The sequence below is a fragment of the Pedobacter segetis genome, assembly GCF_016623585.1.
Lineage (GTDB): Bacteria > Bacteroidota > Bacteroidia > Sphingobacteriales > Sphingobacteriaceae > Pseudopedobacter > Pseudopedobacter segetis.
In genome coordinates, this window is sequence record NZ_JAEHFY010000008.1 from 45,228 (window position 1) to 68,520 (window position 23,293).

Consider the following 23,293-nt stretch of genomic DNA (forward strand, 5'->3'; position numbering starts at 1 on the left):
ATCCGCTACTTTAAAATCCCCGTCTTTTTATCTACCTTGGTTTATGGATTTCCCTTACCAACAGAAGTTTACCATAAAAGCTTGGGCAGAAGAAGACAGGCCAAGAGAAAAGCTTTTGCAACACGGCAGAAGAACACTATCCGATGCAGAGCTGATCGCCATTTTAATTGGTTCGGGTTCTACAACCGAGTCGGCGGTAGAACTCAGCAAAAGAATTCTCCATTCTTGCCAAAACGATATTAATTTACTCGGCAAATTATCGGTACAGGAACTTTGTAAGTTTAAAGGCATCGGTGAGGCCAAGGCCATTTCAATTATTGCTGCTTTAGAACTGGGGCGAAGGAGAAAAGAAATTGAATTGCCGCCCATCCAAAAAATAAACACATCTAAGGATATTTTTAATGTGCTATTGCCTTATTACAAAGATCTAACGCATGAAGAGTTTTGGATCTTGATCTTGGCAAAATCAAATAAGTTGACACATAAGATCCTGATCTCTAAAGGTGGGCAAGCCGGAACTATCGTTGACTCAAAAATAGTTTTTAAAGCAGCTTTAGATAATAATGCGGCCAATATTATTTTGAGCCATAACCATCCTTCGGGTAACCTAAAACCTAGCCAAGCCGATATATCTTTAACAAAAAAACTGGTTGCGGCGGGTAGGCTAATGGATATTGGTGTTTTGGACCATGTGATCATCACTGATGATGGTTTTTATAGTTTTGCAGACGAGGGCATACTTTAGCTAATTAATTGTATTTTTGATTAGAGATTTTATTATGCAATTCTCAGATTTAGACTTAGACAAAACATATTCTTATGCAGATTATCTTAAATGGAGGTTTGACGAGCGTTTGGAATTGATCAAAGGTAAAATCTTTAAAATGACACCTGTGCCTAACAGATTTCATCAGGATTATACAGGTTTTTTATATTATTCTATTTACAATTTTTTAAAACATCAATCTTGTAAGGTTTACATTGCGCCTTTTGATGTTCGTTTCCCGAAAGAATCTAAGTCTGATAAGCAAGTTTATACCGTGTTACAGCCAGATATTTGTGTAATCTGTGATTTATCAAAGTTAGATGAAAGAGGTTGCATTGGTGCACCGGATATTGTAATCGAAATTCTTTCTCCTGGCAACAGTAAAAAGGAGATGAGCAATAAATTTGATGTTTATCAAGAACATGGTGTAAAAGAATATTGGATGGTAAGCCCGATTGAAAAAAATTTAGTTAAGTATATTCTACATCCCGATGGTCTTTTTTATGCCAATCGTCCTTTTATAGAAGGGAATGTCTTAACAACAGCAGTTTTGCCTGGCTTTGAATTAAAAATAGAAGATATTTTTAACCAAGATTAGTTTCTTAGAATGAGACAGGTTTTAAATGCTTTCCTTCTTTCTTGTCGTTTAGCTTTGATAACTTTGCGTCTCTGCAGTTAAATAAATTGTTTTAATCAGGGTTTATAGGATGTTGAGATAAACAGGATTTTAACGTAAAAATATTTTATCCATCTAGCTGTGTGAAATTTGAGTCTTCAGCGGTTAATAAAAAATGTCTTAATCTAGAGTTATAGAATTTAATTGTACTAGAATAAACTCATCATCCACCTCTGTTTTTTCTTTGCAAAAACTCTGCAAGCTCCTGTGGTTGCTCCAAAATCCAATCTATTTCTTATTTTTGCCTTTCAGAATAAAATTACATGAAGATTTCCTATAACTGGCTTAAAACCTTTCTAAATACAGATAAAAACCAAGACGAAATTTCTACGATACTCACTGCAATAGGTTTGGAGGTAGAAAGTTTAGATAAAGTGCAAGCCATACCCGGTGGGTTAGAAGGTTTGGTAATAGGTTATGTTAAGGAATGTACCCAACACCCCAACGCAGATAGGTTGCGCATTACAAAAGTTGATATTGGCAGTGGAGAGGATTTACAGATCGTTTGCGGCGCACCAAATGTAGCCGCTGGCCAAAAAGTGGTGGTTGCCACAGTAGGTTGCGATGTACACCCAACAGATGGCGAGCCTTTTAAGATCAACAAATCCAAGATCAGGGGCGAAGTTTCTGAAGGGATGATTTGCGCCGAGGATGAAATTGGCTTGGGCAAAGGGCATGATGGGATTATGGTTTTATCAGAAGATGCGCCGATAGGAACTTTAGCCAAAGATTATTTTAAACTTAACGATGATTTTGTTTTCGAGATTGGTTTAACCCCAAACAGGGCCGATGCAGCCTCACACTTAGGTGTTGCCAGAGATTTGGCGGCTTATTTAAAGACCAATATCATCAAACCTTCGGTTGATGCTTTTAAAGTTGCAAACCAAAATAATAAAATTGAAGTTGAGGTTTTGGATGTAGATGCCGCTCCAAGATATTCTGGCGTAACCATTTCTGGCGTTACCGTTCTGGATTCTCCAAAATGGTTAAAAGAAAAGTTAGCTTTAATTGGCTTGCGCCCGATAAACAATATCGTTGATATTACCAATTTTGTGCTGCATGATCTTGGGCAGCCTTTACACGCTTTTGATGCCGATGAAATTATCGGTAAAAAAGTAATCGTTAAAAAATGTGCAGAAGGCACAAAATTTACCACTTTAGATGAGGTAGAAAGAACGCTTACCGCTGATGATCTGATGATTTGCGATGCCGAAAAACCGATGTGTATTGCCGGCGTTTTTGGTGGGGTAGGTTCTGGGGTAAAAGAAAGTACCAAGAATATATTTTTAGAAAGCGCTTATTTTAATGCGGTATCGGTAAGAAAAACCTCTAAAAGGTTTGGCTTAAAAACAGATGCCTCTTTCCGTTTTGAAAGAGGTACCGATCCAGAAATGACAGTTTTTGCGTTAAAAAGGGCGGCTTTTTTGATCCAAGAAATTGCAGGTGGGGAAATCAGTTCCGATATTTTTGACCATTACCCAAATCCGGTTGCTCCATTTGAAGTTGAGCTGACTTTTGACCGCGTTCAAAAACTGATTGGGAAAGCCATTCCTAAAGGGGAAATTATTTCTATCATCAAATCTTTGGATATTGATATCATAAAAGAAACTACCGATGTACTTTCATTAAAAGTACCAACTTACAGGGTAGATGTTACCCGCCCTGTTGATGTGATCGAAGAGATATTGAGGATTTATGGTTATGATAACATCGAAATTCCCCAAAAAGTGAATGCGTCTTTGAACGTTTCGCCAAAACCTGATAAAGAAACCCTACAAAATACCATTGCAGATATGTTGACTGCAAACGGTTTTTATGAGGTCCTGTCTAATTCGTTAACAAAATCTTCTTACTCTAAAGATATTGATAAGGCCGTTAAAATTTTAAACCCCTTAAGTTCTGATTTAGACGTGATGCGCCAAAGTATGCTTTATTCTGGTTTAGAAGCGGTTGCTTATAACCAAAACCGAAGAACCGCCGATGTGAAGTTTTACGAGTTTGGCAAAACATATCAAACAGAAAACGGAAAGTATAAGGAAGCCAACCATCTTGCTGTTTTTATGAGTGGCAAGGCCGAGGTAGAACAATGGAACCAAACCGGTAAAACAATCGGTTTCTATCATTTAAAGGCAGTTGTTGATGGAATTCTGAAAAGATTGAACATTGATAAATTACAATCCGATACTATTGAAAGTGATGGTTTTTCTTACGGGATTGCTTACAGAAAAGGTGCTAAAGCATTGGTTAGTTTTGGTGCGGTAGCTCCAAAAGAACTGAAAAAGGCCGATGTTTCCAAACCTGTTTTTTATGCGGATATTGATTGGGATATGTTATTGATGTTGGTAAAAAACAATAAAATAAGCTATCAAGAAGTTTCTAAATTCCCAGCGGTAAGAAGGGATTTATCTATGTTATTGGATAAGGCCGTTAATTTTGAGGATTTAAAACGCATTGCCATAAAAACCGAAAAGAGTTTATTGAAAGAAGTAAACGTTTTTGATGTTTACCAAGGTGATAAATTACCTGAAGGAAAAAAATCTTACGCTTTGAGTTTTATCCTCCAAGATGAAGAGAAAACCTTAACAGATTCACAGATTGACGGTATTATGAAAAAATTAATTGCTAACTTCGGTAAAGAGGCGGGAGCGGAGATAAGATAGATTTTCGCAGAAGACTTAAAGGTGTAAGTTCTAATGCTCATTAATGATTTATTGGTTAGAATTTATAAATAAATAACAGATTTATATTGCGACAATATAAGGCGTTAACGATAGGAACGGCATCCTTTTTTTGCTCTTGTCACTTAGCAAATAGCAAAAAAAGATATAGTGGATAGCGTGTTAAAACGCACAAATAATTATAAAAACTAAAGATTAAAAGTGAAGATAATATACTCTTCTCAATTGAAAATAGCTGAAAAAGCGAGTATTAGAAAAGTAGAAAGCTTAATTTTATTATTTCCGAAACGAAAAGATAAAACCGATAATAAAAACAACAAAAAAGAAATAATAATATCAACCAACAAAAAATAAAATTCAAATAAAATAAATGTCTGTAATTGCTAAGAAATTAGATCAGGTGTTGGATCGCACCCAAAAGCTGGTAGATTTGTCTAAAGCTTTACAAGAGCATAACGACTTGTTAAATCTGGAAAACGAGAGCTTGAAAGTAGCCTTGGAAACCAGTGAAAATAAGCGAAAAGATCTGGAAGAAAAGCTGCGGGTTTTGAAGATAGCAAAAAGTTTAGAGGGAACTAGTGAGAAAACATTTGACATAAAGCAAAAAATTAACGAATTTGTGCGGGAAATAGATAAGTGTATTGTATTGCTTAATAAGTGATACATTGTGAACCTAATGCTAAGATGGGAGAAATCTCGATAAAAATAAATATTGCCGACCGTGTTTATCCCTTAAAGATCAACATGGAAGAGGAAGAAGTGGTGAGGAGAGCTGCCAAATTGATCAATGACCGTATTAAAGAACTTCAAGAGAAGTATGCGGTTAAAGATAAACAGGACTTGCTTTCTATGTGTGTGTTACATTACGCCTCTGCAAGCATACATGCAGAAAAGAAGGCGAGTAATGAAGATACGGATGTAGCAGAGAAGGTTTACCAATTAGATAGCTTGTTAAACGATTTTTTTACCGACGCAAAATAACGTTCTTTATATAAGCATATAAGATCTAACCGTGTTAGATTTTAGGTTTCACTATTAAAAAACTTAACACTTCGATATAAAGAAGGGTTACAAAAGCATCATTCATTTGGCATTTGCCATCTGTTTACGGCTTAAACCCTAAACGTGATCGATAAGTTTACGATACATGAGGTCTAAAATTTAATGCGGTTTTTTTTTACAATTTTAATTACGATTTATGGAAATATTGATTTACTTGATTATTGCAATAGTGGCCCTAGGGCTAGGTATTGTGATAGGAAGATTTTTATTAAGACAACTTTTGAAGCAGCAGGAAGTTGCGGCGCAGAATAAAGTTAAAAAGATTTTAAGGGAGGCAGAAAGCAAGGCCGAGATACTAAAAAAAGACAAACTTTTAGAAGCAAAAGAGAAATTTTTGCAAATGAAAGCCGATCATGAGCAAGAGATCAACCAAAAGAATGTTGCCGCCGCACAGCGGGAAAACACTTTAAAACAGAAAGAACAATCTTTAAACGCAAAGATCGATAATGCTGCAAAAAGAGAGCAGGAATTAGAAAAAGCAAAGGAAAATTTCGAGCGACAAGCCGAGATCTTAAAGAACAAACAAGAAGAGGCTGAAACATTAAAAAGTCAGCATATTGTACAATTAGAGGCTATTGCTGGTTTATCTGCTGATGAGGCAAAAGAGCAATTGGTATCAAATTTAAAAGAAGAAGCCCGCACAAACGCAATGGCATCTATTAAAGATATTGTTGATGATGCAAGGTTAACAGCCGCAAAAGAAGCCAAGAAAGTGGTTATACAAACCATACAACGTACCGCAACAGAATCTGCAATTGAAAATACAGTTTCTATTTTTAACATAGAGAACGATGAGATCAAAGGAAGGATCATTGGCCGCGAGGGTAGAAATATTAGGGCCTTAGAAGCTGCAACGGGGATCGAGATTATAGTTGATGATACGCCAGAAGCAATTATCTTATCGGGATTTGATCCGGTTAGAAGAGAGATTGCCCGTTTGGCGCTGCACCGTTTGGTAACCGACGGGCGTATCCACCCGGCCAGGATCGAGGAAGTTGTTGCCAAAACGCAAAAACAGATTGAAGAAGAAATAGTAGAGATCGGCGAACGTACGGTTATAGATCTTGGAATACATGGTTTGCACCCAGAATTGATCAGGATGGTTGGCAGGATGCGTTACCGTTCTTCTTATGGCCAAAATTTGTTGCAACACTCTCGGGAGGTAGCCAATTTTTGCGCAACCATGGCATCTGAGCTGGGTTTAAATGCTAAAATGGCAAAAAGGGCTGGTTTGCTCCATGATATTGGTAAAGTGCCAGATGATAACCCAGAATTGCCTCACGCAATTTTAGGGATGCAACTGGCAGAGAAATATAAAGAACATCCCGAGATTTGCAACGCCATTGGTGCACACCATGATGAAATTGAGATGACTTCTATGATCTCGCCAATTATCCAGGCCTGTGATGCTATTTCTGGGGCAAGGCCGGGCGCAAGACGTGAAGTGGTAGAAAGCTACATTAGAAGGTTAAAAGAGCTAGAGAGTTTGGCGTTATCTTACCCCGGTGTTGAAAAAACCTTTGCCATACAAGCTGGTAGAGAATTACGTGTAGTGGTAGAGAGCGAAAAAATAACCGATGCGCAATCAGAAATCTTAGCGGCCGATATCTCTAACCGCATACAAACAGAAATGACCTATCCTGGACAGATTAAGGTAACCGTGATTAGGGAAACCAGGAGTGTAGCTTACGCTAAATAAAGAAATATATTTGAGACAGTAGGTTTGAGAACTTATTGCTATCTTTAAAAATAGATTTTGAAATTATGGACGCTACATTAAAATTAAAAGTTTCAGAGATTTTTGTGAGGTATAAATTTTCAAACGAAGATGCTGGTTTTATTTCTGAAGTATTGGATGAGATTGATGATAGGCAACATCAAAAATTTGAAGTAAGCAAAGAATTATTTCTTACTCAAAAAGATAAAGTCGAATTAATTGATAGGATACAAAAAGCAGAAATTTCTCTGTCAGATAAAATTACTAATGTGCATAAATCAATTTTTATAGTTGGTTTAGTTCAGTTTTTAGCTATTATCGGTTCTGTATTGGCTATCTTCAATTTTATGCTCAAATAATCACTTTCCCTAAATATTTTTAAAAGCGATGGTTTTTCATCGCTTTTTTTGTTTAGTTAGATCGCTTAAATCTTTGATTTTTAAATTAATCGTATTCAAGAAAGTTTCATAACATTCATACAGAATCCTATGTCTCAAACGATGAAGATAATCAAGCTCAATTTCAACATCAATGCACATAAATTTAATATTACCTTTGTTTCGGTTTCAATTATGCTAAAAAAGTTAAGAGATAATATGAAAATAGAAGAAAAAAGAAAAATAGACATCCTTTTCGATAAGTATTCTGAAAGTCATCAAAACCCGACCAATAAAATCATCCATTGGGTTTGTGTGCCATTGATAGTTTTTAGCATCATCGGTTTAATTACCGCTATCCCTTTCCCCCATATAGCTTTCTTAGGGAAATACAATATGTTTTTAAATTGGTTTTCTTTGGTAATGGCAGCTACTATTTATTATTATTTAAGGCTTTCGCCGATATTATCTTACCTCATGCTTTTCTTTTTTGCAATTTGTTATTTCTTTATTGTACAGTTAGAGCATTTAGAAAAAGCCGGTGGGCCAGATCTGTGGCAGGTAAGCTTAATTATCTTTGTTTTAGCCTGGATCGGGCAATTCATCGGGCATAAAATTGAGGGAAAAAAACCTTCTTTTTTGGATGATTTGAAATTTTTATTGATCGGGCCGCTTTGGCTGATGCACTTTATCTTGAAAAGATTGAAAATCAGCTATTAAAGTGTATAATTAACGTTAAATTAACATTGTAGTGATGGTTAATTAATCTTTACATAACAAGCCCGTAACATTAGCCTAATACTTTTGCAGCAACTAAAACATGCAAAAGTGAAACAAAAGTTCTTTCTAAAATCTATAAAAATCAGTATTGTTCTAATTTTGATTACAACGTCTGTTTTTTCGCAAACAGGCAAAATTGCGGGTAAAGTAACCGATAAAAAAACAGGTGAAACCTTAATTGGTTTAAGTATTGGTATTGAAGGGACAAATAAAGGCAGCGCTACCGATGTGGAGGGTAGGTTTGTTATCCCTAATCTTATTCCTGGTAAATACAATGTAACTTTTAGATACATAGGTTACCAAACCAAAAGCATTACTGGAGTAGAAGTGAAATCAGGTGCGGTAACAAGCTTAAACATTATCATGGAAGATGCTGCTACGCAAGCCTTAAACGAAGTTGTGGTAACCGCTTCTTACAGAAAGGCTTCTGTTGGGGCTTTGTATGCACAACAGAAAAACAATATTAGTATCTCAAGCGGCATCTCATCAGACATCATTAAAAGATCGCCTGATAAAAACACCTCAGAAGTTCTAAAAAGAGTAAGCGGTGCATCAATTCAGGATAATAAATTTATAGTAGTTAGAGGGTTATCTGATAGGTATAACTCTGCCATGCTAAATAATGCCGTGTTGCCAAATACGGAAGTTGATAGAAAAGCATTTTCTTTCGATATCATCCCTTCAAATTTAATTGATGCAATTGTAGTTAACAAAACCGCATCGGCAGATATTCCGGGTGATTTTTCTGGTGGTGTTGTTCAGGTAACCACTAAAGATTTCCCCGATTCAAAGTTCCTAAATCTTTCATTAGGTACTTCTTACAACACGCAATCAACTTTTAAAGATTTTTTGACCGCTCCTAAAAGCGGAAACGAAATTTTTGGTTTTTATGATAAAGGCAGGGATATTCCTTCAAGCTTTCCTTCAAAAGCCGAGTATTTGGCTTTACCGAGCCAAGGGCCAGAGCGATTTGAACTTTCAAGAGCTTTTAAAAATAATTGGGGCTACAATAATGTAACTTCTAAATTAGGGCCAATTTTCCAGGCAAATTATGGGAACAGCAAGATTTACGATAACAATAATAAATTCGGGACGATCTTGTCTCTTTCTTATCGCTATGACGAGCGTTTAAAAGACGTTAACCAAATAGCTTACACAGGGCAAAACGTGGGAGACAAGTTTAATGACCAAGTTTATAGCTATAATACCAATATCGGCGGGCTGGCAAACTTTGCGTATTCATGGGGGAACAACAAAATTGCCCTAAAAAATCTATACAATAGAGTTTTAGAAAGTCAATTTACCAATAGGATCGGTGTAGATGAAAGTAGTCAGCCGTTTTCTAGAACTGCGAATTATTTATTACAGCGTTCATTGATTAGCGACCAGCTTAGCGGCGAACATTTGCTTTCTGAAGCAAGAAAGGTAAAATTAGATTGGAACCTTAACTATGCAAATACAGATAGGAAAGAACCTGGGTTTAAAAGGATGGAATATTCACAGGGTATAGCTTCGGTGCCAAACGGATCTTCTGATCCAAGATTGGGGGGTAACTTTTCATCGCTATTAAATGAAAACTCTTACGGAGCTGCAACAAACGTTGTTTTTCCTGTAAAATGGTTTAGAGACAACAATAAGCTAAAATTCGGATATTTTGGCCAGCTAAGAAAAAGAAACTTTAAAGCAAGGGTAATAGGTTTTATTAAGGATGTTAATTTTGATGATAACGCTGCATTATCATTACCGCAAGATCAGATATTTGCTGCCGATAACATCAGGCCTAAAGGTTTTGTTTTAGATGAGATAACAAACGGGAGCGACGCCTATGATTCTAGATCTTTGTTAAATGCCGGTTATGTAATGTTTGATGGCTTTGTGAAGGAAAAATTAAGGGTGGGGGCAGGTGTAAGGCTTGAATCTTACAGGCAACAACTTACAAGTGCCGATAATTCATACACACCTATTATAGTTGATACCACCTACGTAAATGTGCTTCCTTCTGTTAACTTGATCTATAATTTAACAGAAAAATCTAATTTTAGGTTATCTGGGTCAAAAACAATTGGAAGGCCAGAGTTTAGGGAAATAGCGCCTTTTTCTTTTTACGATTTCAATAAAAATATTTCTGTACAGGGAAATTCTAAACTAAAACAATCAAGTACTATCAATCTAGATCTTGGATTTGCAACCTATCCCAACAACGGAGAAACATTTTCTATATCGGCGTTTTTCAAAAGTTTTGATTTGCCCATAGAGCAAACTTTGCAATTGGGCACCAGCGGGCGTACGGTTGGGTATTCAAATGCTAAATCTGCCACGCTTTTTGGAGTAGAAGCAGAAATCAGGAAATCTTTAGGTTTTATTGGCGACAGATTTAAAAACATAACATTTAGCGCAAATGCCTCATATATCAAATCTAGAGTTGTTGTATCAAAGTTGGTAAATAAAGATGGTTTTAGACCGCTTCAAGGCCAGTCGCCATATCTGATAAATACCGGTTTACAATATATTTCGCCTTCAATTAATCCCTTTGGCCTTAGTTTATTGTATAATAGGATAGGGAAAAGGATTTATGCCGTAGGAAATGTCCTAGATGGGGATATTTATGAGAACCCACGTAATATTTTAGATTTCCAACTTTCAAAAAAGGTGGCTAATTCTAAAGGAGAGTTTAAGATAAATTATAGCGATATACTAAACAATAAAGGTATTTTTTATCAGGATGCCAATAAAAACGGAAGCTTTGATAAAAATTCTGATTATATAAATATCTCGGAGAGATATGGATCTAGTGTGTCTTTGAGCTTTGCCTATACTTTTAAATAAAGCTTAACATTGGCTTAACCAAAAGTAACAGGTTTCTTAATCTTAAAATAACCTTAAGGTAATTTAGCTAGGATATTTTTACAAAAAAAAACAAAGACGAAAAAATGAAAAACTTTAAATCGAAAATTTTCTTAGCCTCTGTAATCGGGATCTCTGTATTTGCATCTTGTAAAAAAACCTCAAGTGGTGGCGACCCAGTAATCATAGGTGATAATTCTGAAAGTTTAAATAGTTCTTTCTTTGAGAGAGTGAATTATAAAGGTGCTTTTGGTAATACAGACTGGACTTCTGGTTGGGCTAATTACAATCCTCAGAATACTGATTATCCAGCTACAAATGCAACATTATCGGGAAATATAACTACAAACACCACTTTAGATGCTTCTAAGGTTTATTTATTATCCGGATTTGTTTACGTAAAATCTGGCGTTACCTTAACTATCCCGGCAGGTACTATTTTAAGAGGCGACAAATCTAGTAAAGGAACCATCATTGTACAACAGGGTGCTAAAATTGCTGCCGAAGGTACAGCCTCTAAACCAATTATATTTACTTCAAATTTGGCAAAAGGTTCAAGGTCTCCTGGTGATTGGGGAGGGGTTATTTTATTAGGTAAAGCACCTAACAATATACCAGGTGGTGTTGGCGTGATTGAAGGAGGGGTAAACGTTACTACCGAAGGTAACCATGGTGGTACAGATCCTGCGGATAACTCTGGGATTATGAAATACGTTCGTATCGAGTTCCCTGGCATCGCTTTTCAACCAAACAATGAAATAAATGGATTAACGTTTGGCTCTGTTGGTACGGGAACCACGATAGATTACGTTGAAGTTTCTTTTTCTGGTGACGATTCTTATGAATGGTTTGGCGGTACGGTTAATTGTAAGCACCTAATTTCTGTTTCTAATGTAGATGATTCTTTTGATTTTGATAACGGCTTTGTTGGTAAGCTGCAATTCTGCGTAGGCCAAAGAGATCCCCAATTAGCAGACCAAGCAGGGCAATCCAATGGTATCGAATCAGACAATTCTGAATCTGCTTTTACCACAACACCAAGAACTCGCCCGGTTATTTCAAACATGACCATTATTGGCCCGGTTTCAAGTTCAGCGGCTTTGGCTTCGGTTGATCCAAAACATGAGCATGCAAATCTTTGGAGAAGGGGTTCTAAAATGATCCTAGGAAATTCAATCTTTATAGGTTTCAAATACGGTTTAAATATTCGTGATAAGGAAACCGGAGATGCTTTAACCGATGGTTCATCTTTGATCACCAATAATATTTACCAATCTTATGTCCCTAATTTAGATATAATCGCATCAGGTTCAATTCCTTCATTCGCTTCGGTTGATCTATTGAAATCTTATTTTACTTCTAAGGGTAATTTGAATATAAACGAGGCTACTTCCCAGACTTTATTAAACTCACCTTTTAGTTTAACAGCACCTAATTTCACATTAAAAACAGGTTCTTCTGCTGCCACCGGAGCGAAATTTAATTAAGTTATAACAGTAATTTAAAATACAGGGAAGCCAAACGGCTTCCTTTTTTTGTTGTAACAGAAAACTCAATCTATAATTTGGAAATGCAATCACTAACCACCATTTCTGGTTTTTTACCGGCATCTATAAAAATCACATCGGTTTCTTGAGATGATGGATTTTCTAAAGCTTCTATTTGGCTGTGCAACAACGAGGAAGGCATAAAATGATCTTCCCTATGCTTTAAACGTTTTGCAACCTCTTCTTCAGAAACATTTAAAAATAAAAACCGAATGTTCCCAGCCTCTCTCAATAAATCTCTATAAGCAACCTTTAAGGCAGAACAGCTTAATACAAAACTTTTTTTAGCAACTATTTTAGCAGATATTTTTTCTTTGATGATATTTAACCAAGGCCATCTATCACTATCATTTAAAGCAATCCCAGATTTCATTTTATCGATGTTCGCTTTTGGGTGAAGATCATCGCCCTCCATAAATTCGATAGCTAATGCTTTCGCCAACATTTTGCCAATTAGCGTTTTACCACTTCCAGAAACACCAATAACGATAATATATTTTTCTTTTTCCAAACCTTAAGCTTTATCTCCCAACCCCAACCCCAACCCCAACCTCAACCTCAACCTAAAGATTCTTCCCTAGTTTCTCCAACATATCGGTGGGTACGCTTTCAAGATCTAAAACCAAAAATCCGTCTAAACAATCAGAAAATTTGGGGTCTATGTTAAAGCAGATTATTTTTGCATTTAATGCGATATATTGCCTCAACAAAACGGGCACTTTGATGTGCGATGTTTCAATCTCGCCGATAAGGCTATCTAAATTTTTTAAAGAGCTACTGCTCGCCGTCAAAATATCGGCATCTATTTTAGAAAAATCTACCTTAAATTGTTTACGGGGTTTTACCATTTGCGCCATCTCCGCATCAAAATGATTGCGATAAATAAAGTTGACAATCAAAGATTTTGAGAATTTACTAAAAGCATTGCTTATAGAAACCGGGCCGATCAGATATTTATATTTCGGATTATCGATCAAATATTTTAAGATCCCTTTCCACAATAAAAATAAAGGCAGGGGGCGTTGCTGATACTCTTTTCTGATCCAAGACCTTCCCAATTCTAAACTTTGCCTTAAAATTGGGTAAAATTGTTCTTTGATCTTAAAAAGCTCATAAGTGTAAAACCCTTTTTTCCCGTAGCTATAATAAATCTCATCGCCTTTACCAATTCTGTAGGCACCTACGATCATTTTTGCCTCAAAATCCCATATAAATAGATGGTTATAGTAAATGTCATAAGCATCCAGATCTGATGATTTATTGGTTCCCTCGCCAACTTCCCTAAAAGTAATTTCTCTTAACCTACCTATTTCTTTGATGATATTGGTAATATGGATGGTAGGGGTTATAAAAACCTCGTAGTTTTTCTCTGTCCAAACTAGGTAGTTTTCTCTTAGGTTTTCTACTTCGCCTTCAATCAGTTCTTGTGAAATAGGCTCGGCCAAATCATCAGGTTGTTTATTAACCTTAAAAAGGTTCTGGTGATTAAAGATCTTTCTTTCATTTTCTAAACCGGCACCTAAAGCATAGGTTTTAGCCCTTAAATAGGCTAACATGCTGGTATTGTTGGTATTATCCGGAATGTCGTTAAAAGCTATTGGCTTCCCAATTCTTACTCTAATGGTATGTCCTTTTTTATTAAACAATTCAGAAGGTAATTTTGCGGTTCTTAAAGTTGGGTGTATCAATGCCAATAGGTTAAATAACAAGCCGTTGTTGCCGTGGAAATAAATGGGCAGCACCGGAGCCTTTGCCTTGTTAATTATTTTGCCCACTACCGGGTGCCATAGTTTATCTGTAACTTGTTGTTGGCCCAATTTATACGTAGAAACTTCGCCCGCGGGGAAAATACCAATAGGAGTGCCCGATTTTAATAAACCCAATGTGGTTTTAATACCACTGATGCTTGATGAATGCTCTATATTTTCAAAAGGGTTTACCGCTACAAAAAAATCGCTAAGGTTAGGGATCTTTTTGAGGATAAAATTGGCCATTACCTTGGCATCTGGCCTAATGGTACACAAAACCTTAATTAAAATAAGCCCTTCTATTCCTCCATAAGGATGATTGGCTATTGCAGTAAAAGCACCCTCTAATGGGATGTTTTTCCAATCGTTTTCGCTAATTTCTACTTTAACGCCAACTAATCTAAGTATTTCATCTACAAACTCAACACCTTCAAAGTTCTCGGCTGCTTCAAAAGTATCGTTAATGTCGTTTATCTTCATAATCTCCATCAACAATGAAGCAAGCCCGGGCATTCTTAATTTATTTAGCTTGGTTGCTTTTGCAAATTCTTCTGAGGTAATGATCTTCATTAAAAAAAATTGAGCTAAAATTGGTCTTAACTAAAAGGTAAAAATACTAGATGATCTTCAAATTTAAACAAATTAATTTTTTTACTTCATAACTTACTTATTTATAGGATTGTTGGTACATTAGGAAAAATAAAGCACAATTTAGTGAATAAAAAAGTAAAAGGATTTTTTGAGTTTACGCCCGGCGAGATGAGAGGCTTGGTAGTTTTTCTTTTTGTAATGGCACTTTTTTATATTACCCCCTATGTTTGGGAAAAATTTACCTATCAACCTGTAAAGGTTACGGTAGAAAATTTACGGCCCCAAATTAAAGAGATAGAAAAATTTAAGGATAAAAACGATCTATATAGTAATGATGGTGATCATGCCGAAATAGGAAAGCATAGAGCAGATCTTTTCAATTTTAATCCAAACAACCTATCCGTACAAAATTGGATGAAGCTTGGTTTATCAGAAAAACAGGCAAACAGTATAAAAAGCTATGAAGCTAAAGGCGGTAAGTTTAGAAGCAAAGCAGATGTTAAAAAGATGTTTGTGATATCGGCAGAAAAGTTTGAGGAAATAGAACCTTATATTAAAATCCCTGAAGATCAAAACACCGTAAAATCTTTTGATTATCCCGGTTCTAAACCAGCTTATCCACAAAAACATAAACAAGGTGTAATGGTAGAAATCAATACTGCCGATTCTACCACTTTAACAACTATCAGCGGGATAGGCCCATCTTTTGCATCACGCATCATCAAATACAGAAATAAATTAGGCGGTTTCATAAATATCAACCAATTAAGAGAAGTTTATGGCCTAGATTCTCTAAAATTTGAACAAATTAAGCCACAAATAAAGGTTGATGATAGTAATCTCACTTTTATTAACATCAACGAGTGTACTTTTGATGGGCTTAAAAATTTCCCATATCTCAATTATAAGCAATCTAATGCCATCATTGCCTACAGAAAGCAGCATGGAAATTATAAAAACGCTAATGATTTGAGTAAGATTGTAATCCTAAACCCAGAAATAATCCAAAAAATAACGCCATATCTCAAATTCTAATGTTAGAAAACCAAATTAAAAATGCCATCAGAGACATTCCAGATTTCCCAAAGCCGGGTATCATATTTAAAGACATCACCCCGATTTTAAAAGACCAAAAACTTTGTACCGATATAGTTGATGCCTTGGTAAAACAAACCCAAGACCTAGATTTTGATGCAATTGCAGGTATAGAAAGCCGGGGTTTTTTATTTGGATTGATGTTGGCAAACAAATTAAACAAACCTTTTATCCCGATAAGGAAAGCAGGGAAACTGCCTTTTAAAACCATCCAACAATTTTATGATTTAGAATACGGTACGGCAACCATAGAAATCCATGAAGATGCTTTTGAAAAAGGCGCAAAAATCCTAATCCACGATGATTTATTGGCAACTGGAGGAACCGTTGTGGCAACCTCACAACTCATAGAAAAAATGGAAGGTAAAATTGCAGGCTATTCTTTTTTGATCAGCCTAGATTTTTTGAACGGAAACGAAAGATTGGAAAAATATTCTGAAAATAATTTATCGCTCGCCCGCTATCAATAAAATACCTTTAAATAATATCCGCTAAATATTTAGACTAAAAACCAAATCGGCTTTAATTCGTACATAAAATTGATACAAAGAATTACCTAATTTATAGGTACTTTGAGGGTTAACCAAATATTTTATGACCGATAATAAAGCACAACAAGGATACAATTTTACCCAATCAGAAAGCCAGACCATGATTGCCCAAATGGTTAGGGACTTTGCCCAAAAACATATTAAACCCCACGTAATGGAGTGGGATGAGGCACAAACTTTCCCCATAGAGCTTTTTAAAAAACTAGGCGAACTAGGATTAATGGGTGTTTTAGTGCCAGAAGAATATGGCGGTTCTGGCTTTGGTTATTTAGAATATGTAAAAGTAATAGAAGAAGTTGCCAAAGTTTGTGGCTCAATCGGCTTATCGGTTGCGGCACATAATTCTTTGTGTACAGGGCACATTTTAACCTTTGGCAACAAAGAACAGAAGAAAAAATGGCTGCCCAAACTGGCTACTGCAGAATGGATCGGGGCTTGGGGCTTAACCGAAGCAAATACAGGTTCTGATGCCTTGGGGATGAATACCACAGCGGTTTTACAAGGCGACCATTATATTGTTAACGGCTCTAAAAACTGGATTACCCATGGTAAATCTGGTAACATTGCCGTAGTAATGGTGCGTACCGGAGAAAAAGGAGATTCTAAAGGGATTTCTGCAATAGTTATTGAAAAAGGAACGTCAGGATTTTCTGCAGGTAAGAAAGAAAATAAATTGGGGATGAGGGCTTCAGAAACCACAGAACTAATTTTTGATAATGTAAGAGTACCCAAAGAAAACCTATTGGGCAACCAAGGAGATGGTTTTAAGCAAGCCATGAAAATATTAGACGGAGGTAGGATCTCTATTGCCGCACTTTCTTTAGGTATTGCAAAGGGAGCTTACCAAGCCGCTTTAGATTACTCAAAAGAACGCCACCAATTTGGCCAGCCCATTTCCAGTTTTCAAGCAATTGCTTTTAAACTGGCAGATCTAGCAACAGAGATAGAAGCATCAGAATTGTTGATTTATCAAGCTGCCGATATGAAAAACAGAGGTGTAAACGTCACTAAACAATCTGCCATGGCAAAATATTTCGCCTCAGAGGTTTGCGTAAAAGCGGCAACAGAAGCCGTACAGATATTTGGTGGCTACGGTTATACAAAAGATTTCCCCGTAGAGAAATACTATCGCGATAGTAAGCTCTGTACCATCGGCGAAGGCACAAGCGAGATACAAAAAGTGGTAATAGCCAGGGAAATATTAAGATAAATTTGAAAAGCAGGGGCTGGCTTTCATAACAATGTCAGTCCTGCTTTCCCTCCAAGTCCGCTCGCACTCCCCTGCGGGCTTTCCGTACAATCAGGTTTATCAACTTCTGCCATTACTTTTTAATAAAGGTTAAAAAACTAAGATTTTTTGATTTTATACCTTTACCAATAGAAACCGCTTTCCTTTAAAACATTTTATTTTTCTTTTGAAGCTTTAAATCAAGTAATTTGCATCGAAATCAAAATAAAGGAAACCATCTCCTTAGTAAGATACAATTTTAGCTTTTACAGGATATAATTTAACCCCATTGAAAAGTAAAGTAAGAGAAAACCTGAATAACTCTTTTGGTAAGATCAAAGATGATTATTTCAATTTTAGCCAAATAGAAAAGTATTTCAGAAAAAAAGACCAAACAGGAGCTTACCAAGTTTTAAGTGATAAAACCTGTAACGATCTAGATTTTCAAGATCTATTTATAACCTTAGATAGAACAACCTCCAAAGTTGGGCAGCAATATTATTATCATCTTTTAAGAACAATCCCTCAACACCCATCAGAAAAAATAAAGACTAGAGAAGAAATACTTTATTTATTAAAAGAACGCCCAAGTTTTAGGCTAGATGTGCAGATGCAACTCTCCAAACTAAAAAACGATAACTCTTTTTATATCAGCAACTTATTTCAAGATCAACACATAGAACGGCCAAAATGGTTTCCCATGGTCAATTTATTGGCCTTTACCAGTTTGGCCTCTTTTGTTTTGATGTTCTTTAATGCACATCTGTTTTTTGTTTTCTTAGCTACTTTTATCATCAATTTAGGAGTGCATTATTGGAATAAAAGCAATCTGAACGCTTATTTAGCCTCATTGCCTCAGTTACTCAACTTGCACCAAGTAGCTTTCACATTGTTTAAGAACAGTAATTTCCAAAAAATAAACCTCAACCTTCAGCAAGCGCTCAATTCGGTTGGGGGTCTAAAAAAACGCATGATCATTTTTCGTATGGAGAATAATGTTCAAGGCGATCTTGCGGTAATTGTTTGGGCTTTTTTAGAACTCTTAAAAATAATGTTTCTGTTGGAACCTATGATGCTTTTCGGTATTTTAACCCGTTTGGATAATAAGAGAAAAGAAGTAGAAGAAATTTTCGACTTTGTTGGCGAGATAGACAGCTTATGCGCCATAGCATCGTTAAGACACGGTTTAGGGTGTTTTTGTATCCCCACAATTATCCCTAATCCTCAAATTTTGGCAAATGAGATTTATCATCCCCTCATTAAAGACTGCGTAAAAAATAACATTGCATTAACTGATAAATCTATACTGTTAACGGGTTCTAATATGTCGGGGAAATCTTCATTTATCAGGGCAATAGGAATCAATGTTTTAACCGGATTAACGTTAAACACCTGTTTTGCTAAAGATTTCTCCATGCCTCGGCTCAAGCTTTATTCGGCGATAAGGATAAGCGACGATCTGCTGAACGATAAAAGCTATTATTTTGAAGAAGTGCTTTCCATAAAAAAAATGATAGAAGAAAGCCAAGACACTGAGCCGCATCTTTTTTTGTTAGATGAGATTTTTAAGGGCACAAATACCGTTGAGAGGATAGCGGCGGGGAAAGCTGTTTTATCCTATCTTGCAAAAAACAACAACCAAGTTTTCGTCTCCACACATGATATTGAACTAGCAGATTTACTGATAGATGAATACGATCTATATCATTTTAGTGAAAGCGTTGGAAATCAATCCGTAGATTTTGATTATCAAATCAAAAAAGGGAAACTCATCAACAGAAATGCCATCAAAATTCTAGAGGTCAATCAATATCCAAAAAGTATAATTGACGAGGCCATTTCAATTTCTCAAGCTTTGGATCAAAATAAATTTAAGGAATAAGACTATTCGTAATATTCAAGTTTTTAAATAAATTTGAGTATGAAAAAAAACAGACTTAACTAAACGCGACATCAAATTCTTTTTTTTAGGTATTCTTTTTACATTTATTATCGGAGTTATTCTAAATTGGACCTATTTTAAAGAAGGATTTAATGAAGGTTACAATTACGGCCGCTCATTCTCGATCAAAAAGTAGCACTTTTTTAAACTTTGTAAAACCTTAACTACCAAAATCTTTTCTCATTAACAATAATTGTTCTATCTTTGCAGCCCCAACAGAATTTTAAAAAGGGATAGAAAGGTGGTATTTAATAAATGATCATTATCAATGTAAAAGATGGCGAATCAATTGACAGAGCATTAAAACGCTTTAAAAAGAAATTCGAGAAAACCGGTGTTTTAAGAGAACTTCGTAGCCGTCAAGCTTATGAGAAAAAATCTGTAGCTCGCCGTATGGAAGTGAAACACGCAATTTACGTTCAAGGAATGAACCAAGAAGCATAATCTTTTTAGATTATTTCTTTCAATATATAAACTATTTGTATATTCACTTTTAGTGAATGTGCAAGTAGTTTTATGGTTTTAGAGCGTTTTTACAATTATCTACAATATGAAAAAAGGTATTCTAAACATACCTTAATTGCCTATAAAACAGATTTACAGCAATATTCCCAACACTTAACCTCTTTAGAAACAGATATTTTACAAGCAAACCATCACTTTATTAGGGCTTGGATGGTAAGTTTGATGGATGATGAGATGGACTCCCGTTCTGTGAACAGAAAATTATCTGCTTTACGGTCTCTTTATAAATTCCTGTTAAAAGAGAGTTTGATTGAAGAAAATCCAATCATCAAAATAACGGCGCCCAAGGTTGCCAAAAAACTCCCAACTTTTATCAATGAAGATAAAATAGCACAATTATTAGATGCAGACTTTTTTGAGGGTTCTTTTGCTGGGAACAGGGATAAACTGGTAATAGAGATGCTCTTTGGTACCGGTATTAGATTAAGCGAGCTCATTGGGCTAAAAGTTAAAGATTATCTCCCAAAAGAAAAAACCATTAAAGTTTTGGGTAAACGCAATAAAGAAAGAATAATTCCTATTCATCTATCGTTATCAAACTTATTAGATCAATATCTGGCCTTAAAGGCAGAACAAGTTTTTTCTGGGAATAACGAAACATTGATCGTTACCAATACCGGATCGGCGGTTTATTCTAAATTTATATACAGGTTGGTTCAAAAATATCTAACTTACGTTTCAACGCAAAGCAAAAGAAGTCCACACGTTTTACGCCACTCTTTTGCTACTGCGCTGCTAAATAAAGGAGCAGATATTAATGCAATTAAGGATTTACTGGGGCACTCAAATCTTGCGGCCACGCAGGTTTATACCCATAACTCAATAGAAAGACTAAAATCAATTTACAAACAAGCTCATCCAAAGGCTTAAAAAAGGAGGAAAAATGAAAATTGGAATTCAATCTATCCATTTCAATGCTGATCAAAAGTTATTGGCATTCATTCAAAAAAAGGTAAACAAGTTAGATCAATTTTATGATCAGATTATCAGCGGAGAAGTTTATCTAAAAGTGGGGAACATTTCTGAAGAAACGAATAAGACTACAGAGATAAAATTAATGATCCCAGGGAGTACCTTATTTGCAAAAGAAGAGTGCAAGAGCTTTGAAGAAGCCACAGATTTATGTATTGAGTGTTTGAGGAAGCAAATCAATAAACATAAAGATAAAATCCGCTCTCATGAAAATAGCCATAAAGATTTAGCAAATCAACCGGTTTCAATTTAATTAGCCATAAAAAATATTGGCAACAATTATCAAAAATCAGTGAGTTAAAAATTCATTGATTTTTTTTTGAAATAAATTTTGTTCAAATATTAATTTTCGTAGTTTTGCAGTCCCTTAGGCAAAAGAGAAAAAGGGGCGTAAACAAATAGTTCATTAAAGTAATAAAAAAAGCCTCCTTAGCTCAGCTGGTAGAGCAACTGACTTGTAATCAGTAGGTCATTGGTTCGATCCCGATAGGAGGCTCATCTAGATGGCCTGAGTGCTTTTTAGAGATGGGGGGATTCCAGAGCGGTCAAATGGGACGGACTGTAAATCCGTTACTTCGGTTTCGAAGGTTCGAATCCTTCTCCCCCCACTTGGATAATGATTGAAAGTTAAATTTTTCAACGGTAGAAACATTCTATCATTACAAACTTCACTATTCAACAATTAAAAAAGCGGAAGTAGCTCAGTTGGTAGAGCGATAGCCTTCCAAGCTATAGGTCGCGAGTTCGAACCTCGTCTTCCGCTCATTTGAGCTCCTTTAAAAGAGCGTTTTGTGGTTTAAAAAGTTCTCTTAAATAGTTCTTAGATTTCTAATGGACTATTTTATTATTGAACAATACGAACTAAAAATAAGCCGAAGTAGCTCAGCGGTAGAGCACTTCCTTGGTAAGGAAGAGGTCGTGGGTTCAAGTCCCATCTTTGGCTCAAAAGGTAATAGATAGAATTAAATATAAAAATTAACCTAGTAATAAGTATAAAATCATGGCAAAAGAAAAATTTGACCGTAGTAAACCACACCTTAACATCGGTACAATCGGTCACGTTGACCACGGTAAAACTACATTAACTGCGGCTATCACTAAAGTTTTAGCAGATGCAGGTTATTCAGAAGCTCGTTCATTCGCTTCTATTGACTCTGCTCCAGAAGAAAAAGAAAGAGGTATCACTATCAATACGGCCCACGTTGAGTATTCAACTGCTAACCGTCACTACGCACACGTTGACTGTCCAGGTCACGCGGATTATGTGAAGAACATGGTTACTGGTGCTGCCCAAATGGATGGTGCTATCATCGTGGTTGCTTCTACAGATGGGCCAATGCCACAAACTCGTGAGCACATCTTGTTAGCTCGTCAGGTTGGTGTTCCTTCATTAGTTGTGTTCATGAATAAAGTGGATATGGTTGATGATCCAGAATTATTAGAACTAGTTGAAATGGAAATTCGTGAATTATTATCATTTTACGATTTCCCAGGTGATGATATCCCGGTTATCCAAGGATCTGCTCTAGGTGGATTAAATGGCGATGAAAAATGGGTAGGAAAAATCTTGGAACTAATGGAAGCTGTAGATAATTACATTCCAATTCCTCCACGTTTAACAGACCTTCCTTTCCTAATGCCAGTTGAAGACGTTTTCTCAATCACAGGTCGTGGTACAGTTGCCACAGGTCGTATCGAGAGAGGTGTTATTAACTCTGGTGAAGCTGTTGATATTCTAGGTATGGGTGCTGAAAACTTAAAATCTACGGTAACCGGAGTTGAGATGTTCCGTAAAATCTTAGATAGAGGTGAAGCTGGTGATAACGTAGGTTTATTGTTACGTGGTATTGAGAAAACCGATATCCGTCGTGGTATGGTTATCTGTAAGCCGGGTTCAGTAACTCCTCATACAGATTTCAAAGCCGAGGTTTACGTATTATCTAAAGCTGAAGGTGGTCGTCATACACCATTCTTTAACAAATACCGTCCTCAATTCTACTTCAGAACTACAGACGTAACCGGAGAGATTACATTGGCAGAAGGTGTTGAAATGGTAATGCCGGGTGATAACGTAACAATTACCGTTAAGTTGATCAACGCAATCGCAATGGAAAAAGGCTTACGTTTCGCTATCCGTGAAGGTGGTAGAACAGTAGGTGCTGGCCAGGTAACCGAAATCTTAAACTAATCAGTT

Annotated in this window: 21 protein-coding genes and 4 tRNA genes; 23 read left to right on the top strand and 2 right to left on the bottom strand. The window is 36.1% G+C overall.

Features of this window, described 5'->3' with window-relative positions:
• Nucleotides 1-43 precede the first annotated feature (43 nt).
• From radC to I5M32_RS06885, 11 genes are all read left to right on the top strand, one after another.
• Nucleotides 44-745, top strand: a complete 702-nt coding sequence (radC, locus tag I5M32_RS06835) for a RadC family protein (RefSeq protein ID WP_200585450.1) — start codon at nt 44-46, stop codon at nt 743-745.
• Nucleotides 746-779: 34 nt separating this feature from the next.
• On the top strand, nt 780-1,364 hold the full coding sequence (locus I5M32_RS06840) for a Uma2 family endonuclease (protein WP_200585451.1): 585 nt from the start codon (nt 780-782) through the stop codon (nt 1,362-1,364).
• 341 nt (nt 1,365-1,705) lie between these two features.
• Entirely contained in the window at nt 1,706-4,102 is a 2,397-nt protein-coding gene (pheT, locus tag I5M32_RS06845; RefSeq protein WP_200585452.1) for a phenylalanine--tRNA ligase subunit beta, read from the top strand.
• Nucleotides 4,103-4,321: 219 nt separating this feature from the next.
• Nucleotides 4,322-4,474: a hypothetical protein gene (locus tag I5M32_RS06850; protein ID WP_200585453.1), complete on the top strand. Its 153-nt coding sequence runs from the start codon at nt 4,322-4,324 to the stop codon at nt 4,472-4,474.
• 16 nt (nt 4,475-4,490) lie between these two features.
• On the top strand, nt 4,491-4,781 hold the full coding sequence (locus I5M32_RS06855) for a hypothetical protein (RefSeq protein WP_200585454.1): 291 nt from the start codon (nt 4,491-4,493) through the stop codon (nt 4,779-4,781).
• A 23-nt stretch (nt 4,782-4,804) separates the two neighbouring features.
• Complete coding sequence (locus I5M32_RS06860; protein WP_200585455.1) at nt 4,805-5,101, top strand: cell division protein ZapA; 297 nt, start codon at nt 4,805-4,807, stop codon at nt 5,099-5,101.
• A gap of 217 nt (nt 5,102-5,318) precedes the next feature.
• Nucleotides 5,319-6,881, top strand: a complete 1,563-nt coding sequence (rny, locus tag I5M32_RS06865) for a ribonuclease Y (protein ID WP_200585456.1) — start codon at nt 5,319-5,321, stop codon at nt 6,879-6,881.
• Between the two features lie 65 nt (nt 6,882-6,946).
• Entirely contained in the window at nt 6,947-7,258 is a 312-nt protein-coding gene (locus I5M32_RS06870; RefSeq protein WP_200585457.1) for a hypothetical protein, read from the top strand.
• 237 nt (nt 7,259-7,495) lie between these two features.
• On the top strand, nt 7,496-7,996 hold the full coding sequence (locus I5M32_RS06875) for an Mpo1 family 2-hydroxy fatty acid dioxygenase (RefSeq protein WP_200585458.1): 501 nt from the start codon (nt 7,496-7,498) through the stop codon (nt 7,994-7,996).
• Nucleotides 7,997-8,080: 84 nt separating this feature from the next.
• Complete coding sequence (locus I5M32_RS06880) at nt 8,081-10,882, top strand: TonB-dependent receptor (RefSeq protein ID WP_200585459.1); 2,802 nt, start codon at nt 8,081-8,083, stop codon at nt 10,880-10,882.
• A gap of 104 nt (nt 10,883-10,986) precedes the next feature.
• Entirely contained in the window at nt 10,987-12,387 is a 1,401-nt protein-coding gene (locus tag I5M32_RS06885; protein ID WP_200585460.1) for a hypothetical protein, read from the top strand.
• 70 nt (nt 12,388-12,457) lie between these two features.
• On the opposite strand, the gene I5M32_RS06890 is transcribed toward I5M32_RS06885, so the two are convergent.
• A complete protein-coding gene (locus tag I5M32_RS06890; protein ID WP_200585461.1) occupies nt 12,458-12,958 on the bottom strand; it encodes a gluconokinase in 501 nt (166 codons plus the stop codon).
• A 52-nt stretch (nt 12,959-13,010) separates the two neighbouring features.
• Entirely contained in the window at nt 13,011-14,765 is a 1,755-nt protein-coding gene (locus tag I5M32_RS06895) for a lysophospholipid acyltransferase family protein (protein ID WP_200585462.1), read from the bottom strand.
• A 144-nt stretch (nt 14,766-14,909) separates the two neighbouring features.
• Between I5M32_RS06895 and I5M32_RS06900 the strand changes: the two genes are divergently transcribed.
• The 12 genes from I5M32_RS06900 (at nt 14,910) to tuf (ending at nt 23,287) form a co-directional block, all read left to right on the top strand.
• Nucleotides 14,910-15,821 (top strand): ComEA family DNA-binding protein, encoded by a 912-nt coding sequence (locus tag I5M32_RS06900; protein ID WP_200585463.1) that lies wholly within the window; start codon nt 14,910-14,912, stop codon nt 15,819-15,821.
• On the top strand, nt 15,821-16,351 hold the full coding sequence (locus I5M32_RS06905; RefSeq protein ID WP_200585464.1) for an adenine phosphoribosyltransferase: 531 nt from the start codon (nt 15,821-15,823) through the stop codon (nt 16,349-16,351). The genes I5M32_RS06900 and I5M32_RS06905 overlap by 1 nt, the downstream gene beginning before the upstream one ends.
• Before the next feature lie 124 nt (nt 16,352-16,475).
• Nucleotides 16,476-17,642 (top strand): acyl-CoA dehydrogenase, encoded by a 1,167-nt coding sequence (locus I5M32_RS06910; protein WP_200585465.1) that lies wholly within the window; start codon nt 16,476-16,478, stop codon nt 17,640-17,642.
• 307 nt (nt 17,643-17,949) lie between these two features.
• Nucleotides 17,950-19,542 (top strand): MutS-related protein, encoded by a 1,593-nt coding sequence (locus I5M32_RS06915; RefSeq protein ID WP_200585466.1) that lies wholly within the window; start codon nt 17,950-17,952, stop codon nt 19,540-19,542.
• 315 nt (nt 19,543-19,857) lie between these two features.
• Nucleotides 19,858-20,046: a 30S ribosomal protein S21 gene (gene rpsU / locus I5M32_RS06920; protein ID WP_200585467.1), complete on the top strand. Its 189-nt coding sequence runs from the start codon at nt 19,858-19,860 to the stop codon at nt 20,044-20,046.
• A 72-nt stretch (nt 20,047-20,118) separates the two neighbouring features.
• On the top strand, nt 20,119-20,997 hold the full coding sequence (locus I5M32_RS06925; RefSeq protein ID WP_200585468.1) for a tyrosine-type recombinase/integrase: 879 nt from the start codon (nt 20,119-20,121) through the stop codon (nt 20,995-20,997).
• A 13-nt stretch (nt 20,998-21,010) separates the two neighbouring features.
• On the top strand, nt 21,011-21,352 hold the full coding sequence (hpf, locus tag I5M32_RS06930) for a ribosome hibernation-promoting factor, HPF/YfiA family (RefSeq protein ID WP_200585469.1): 342 nt from the start codon (nt 21,011-21,013) through the stop codon (nt 21,350-21,352).
• A gap of 170 nt (nt 21,353-21,522) precedes the next feature.
• Nucleotides 21,523-21,595, top strand: a tRNA-Thr gene (locus tag I5M32_RS06935).
• A gap of 31 nt (nt 21,596-21,626) precedes the next feature.
• Nucleotides 21,627-21,707: transfer RNA gene (locus I5M32_RS06940), tRNA-Tyr, on the top strand.
• An 82-nt stretch (nt 21,708-21,789) separates the two neighbouring features.
• Nucleotides 21,790-21,862 (top strand) — tRNA-Gly (locus tag I5M32_RS06945).
• Nucleotides 21,863-21,970: 108 nt separating this feature from the next.
• Nucleotides 21,971-22,042, top strand: a tRNA-Thr gene (locus I5M32_RS06950).
• A gap of 57 nt (nt 22,043-22,099) precedes the next feature.
• Nucleotides 22,100-23,287 carry an elongation factor Tu gene (gene tuf, locus I5M32_RS06955; protein WP_200585470.1) on the top strand — a complete coding sequence of 396 codons (1,188 nt, stop codon included), beginning with the start codon at nt 22,100-22,102 and terminating at the stop codon, nt 23,285-23,287.
• Nucleotides 23,288-23,293 lie beyond the last annotated feature (6 nt).